General features: G+C 54.8%; 2 protein-coding genes and 1 pseudogene. 2 read left to right on the top strand and 1 reads right to left on the bottom strand.

Annotated features, from left to right (window positions below; genetic code table 11):
* Positions 1-1,325 (bottom strand): cobyric acid synthase (locus ABUA47_RS16555; RefSeq protein ID WP_349831778.1); only part of this gene is annotated, 1,325 nt, incomplete at its 3' end.
* Positions 1,326-1,502: 177 nt separating this feature from the next.
* Here ABUA47_RS16555 and ABUA47_RS16550 point away from each other — a divergent pair.
* Positions 1,503-2,930: a TolC family protein gene (locus ABUA47_RS16550; RefSeq protein ID WP_035448426.1), complete on the top strand. Its 1,428-nt coding sequence runs from the start codon at positions 1,503-1,505 to the stop codon at positions 2,928-2,930.
* Between the two features lie 12 nt (positions 2,931-2,942).
* A pseudogene (locus ABUA47_RS16545) lies at positions 2,943-3,075 on the top strand (HlyD family secretion protein); the annotation flags it as partial.

Here is a 3,075-nt window from a genome sequence, read left to right as displayed (position 1 = left end):
ATATAGGTCCCCATGCAGGTGGAGTCCACGCAGTAACCGTCGGTAGAGCCGTTCTCCAAAAGATTCAGGGGAGAATCGGGAGTACCTTCCACGGGGGTGGTCACTCCCATATGGATTTCATAACCCTGCATTAATGAAGAATGGAGAGTGGAAGATGGAGAATGGGGACTGCACAGACCGAACTTCACCTGGCGGGTCACCTTCTCTCCCGACATGCGGGTACTGATGGGCAACAGCCCCAGTCCGGGCAGGCGTTCAATGTCCCCCTCCACATGCTCAGGGTCGAGCACCTCCTGCCCCATCATCTGATAGCCGCCGCAGATACCCATCACGGTGGCACCTTCACGGTGGGCACGGATGATGGCAGCCGCCACACCGTTACGGCGTAATTCGTAAAGGTCATCAAGCGTGCTCTTGGAGCCGGGCAGCAGGATGACGTCGGCCTTTGCCAGCTCATCCACATTGTTGGTATAGAAGAGATGTACGCGCGGGTCACGTTCCAGGACATTAAAATCGGTAAAGTTACTGAGGTGGCGCAGCAGAATGACGGCGATGTTCACCTTTCCCTTCTCGGCACGGACAGACTTTGCGGCAAGCGCCACGGAGTCTTCTTCTTCAATGTAGATATCACGGTAGTAAGGTACTACCCCGACAACGGGAATGCCGCAAAGCTCCTCCAGCATCGTAATGCCCGACTCGAAGAGACGTATATCCCCCCGGAACTTGTTGATAAGAATTCCTTTAATGCGTTCCCGCTCATGGGGACGAAGCAACATCAGCGAACCATAGACACTGGCAAACACACCGCCACGGTCAATGTCCCCCACAAGGATTACATCGGCTCCGGCATGCAGGGCCATCGGCAGATTGACAAGGTCGGTATCCCGCAGATTGATTTCGGAGATGCTTCCCGCGCCTTCCAGCACAACGGGATTATAGCGAGCGGCAAGGCGGTCGTAGGCAGCACAAACCTCCCGGCGCAGCTCGTCGCGTCCTTCCTTGCGGAAATACTCATAAGCATTGCGGTTGCCGATAGGACGCCCGTTGAGGACAACCTGCGAGGTATGGTCCGACTGTGGTTTCAGCAGTAGCGGATTCATGTCCGTGTGGCAAGGCACTCCGGCGGCTTCTGCTTGCACAGCCTGGGCACGGCCTATCTCCAGCCCTTCGGGAGTGGCAAATGAATTGAGCGCCATATTCTGTGCCTTGAACGGTGCGGGCTGATAGCCGTCCTGCTTGAAGATGCGGCAGAAGGCGGCAGCAATGATGCTCTTTCCCACATCACTGCCCGTCCCGGCAAACATAATCGGATGAAGTTTCTCCATAAATTCCATTTTAGCGAATGCAAAGATAGTGCAAATCCGAATATCTCTCCCATTCATAAGCCATATCTTCGGAAACTATTCGTTATATTTGTAACGTTCTATTCAAAAAGATGACTACTGAACAATTCCCACCTCCTCTTGTTTAGAGAAACAAGAACCCCTAAACCGAACGAACTTATGAATAATCTATTATGCCGGAGATTCTTTCCGGCTGCTGCCTGCGTGCTGCTTGCCATCGGTGGAGTGGCCGCACAAACCTCCCTTCCCCTTAGCTTCGGTGATGCCCTGAGGCAGATGCAAAACGGCAACCGCAGCCTGAAAATAGCCGACAAGGGAATTGAAGCCGCCCGTGCGGAACGTGACAAACTGAATGCCCTCTGGTACCCCTCCCTGCAAGGTGCCGGTACGTTCGTGCATCTTTCCGAAAAGATAGAGGTAAAACAGCCCCTTTCCCAGTTCACCGACCCGGCAAAGGACTTTGTGCACAACATCGTGCCGGACGACCAATTCATCAGCAGCATACTCGACCAGATAGGCTCCCATACCCTTGCCTTTCCACTGGCTCCACGCAACCTGACTTCCGTCGGCCTGACCGCCGAATGGGTCGTATTCTCCGGCGGCAAGCGCATCCGGGCCTCGAAGATAGGCAACACCATGATAGACATCGCCCGCGAAAACCGGGGACAGACCGATGCCACGCAACGCACCCTGCTGGCAGAAAGCTACTTCGGGCTGAAACTTGCGCAAGAGGTAGTACGCGTGCGGCAGGAGACTTACAACAGCCTACAACGCCATTACCAGAATGCCCTTAAACTGGAAGCTGCCGGCATGATAGACAAGGCAGGCCGGCTCTTTACCCAAGTGAATATGGATGAAGCTGCCCGTTCACTGGAGGCTGCCCGGAAGGAGGCCTCCGTCGTGCAAAGTGCCCTGCGCACCCTGCTCAACCTGCAAGACACATGCAGCATCCATCCTACTTCGGAGCTTTTCATCAACGACCAACTGCCCGCCAAAGAGGAGTTCCTGCAAGCCATGCGGGTGGAGAACTACACCGTGAACCAACTGCAACTGCAGTCACAGATTGCCCGCCAGCAGCTCCGCATCGACCAGAGCGGCTACCTGCCGGACATCGCCGTATTCGGCAAGCAGACCCTCTATGCCCACGGCATACAAAGCAATCTTGTCCCCCGCACCATCGTAGGTGTGGGCTTCACCTGGAACCTGTTCGACGGACTGGCGCGTGAGAAGCGCATCCGCCAGTCGAAGATAGCCCAGCAGACCCTTGCCCTGGGACAAGAAAAAGCCAAAGAAGACCTGAGCGTAGGCATCGACAAGCTATACACCCAACTGCAAAAGGCACAAGACAACGTACGCGCCCTGAATACCACCATCGAGCTGAGCGAAGAGCTGGTGCGAATCCGCAAGAAATCCTTTGCCGAAGGCATGGCAACCAGTACCGAGGTCGTAGATGCGGAAACGATGCTGGCAACCGTCCGCGTGGCGCGTCTGGCAGCCTACTACGAATATGATGTGGCACTGATGAACCTGCTGGCTATCTGCGGAACGCCGGAACGGTTCGAGAAATATTTCGAGACAACTTATTAAAACCTACCCTTTATGAAAATCAATAATAAAAGCATCAGCATTGCATTCGTCATTATCCTGGCCGCAACGGTCATCATTTCGCTTGCCGGCATATTACTCATGAGCCGGCAGCCCCTGGTCCTGCAAGGACAAGTGGAAGCAACGG

Origin of the sequence: Bacteroides sp. RTP31139st1_H2_RTP31139_211217 (assembly GCF_040227615.1) — a bacterium.
Lineage (GTDB): Bacteria > Bacteroidota > Bacteroidia > Bacteroidales > Bacteroidaceae > Bacteroides > Bacteroides uniformis.
Note: the sequence above shows the minus strand (reverse complement) of the source record. Positions and strands in the feature narration are given on the sequence as shown.

Excerpts from the sequence above, each read along its gene's own strand:
- ABUA47_RS16550 (WP_035448426.1), top strand. The coding sequence starts at position 1,503 with ATGAATAATCTATTATGCCGGAGATTCTTTCCGGCTGCTGCCTGCGTG.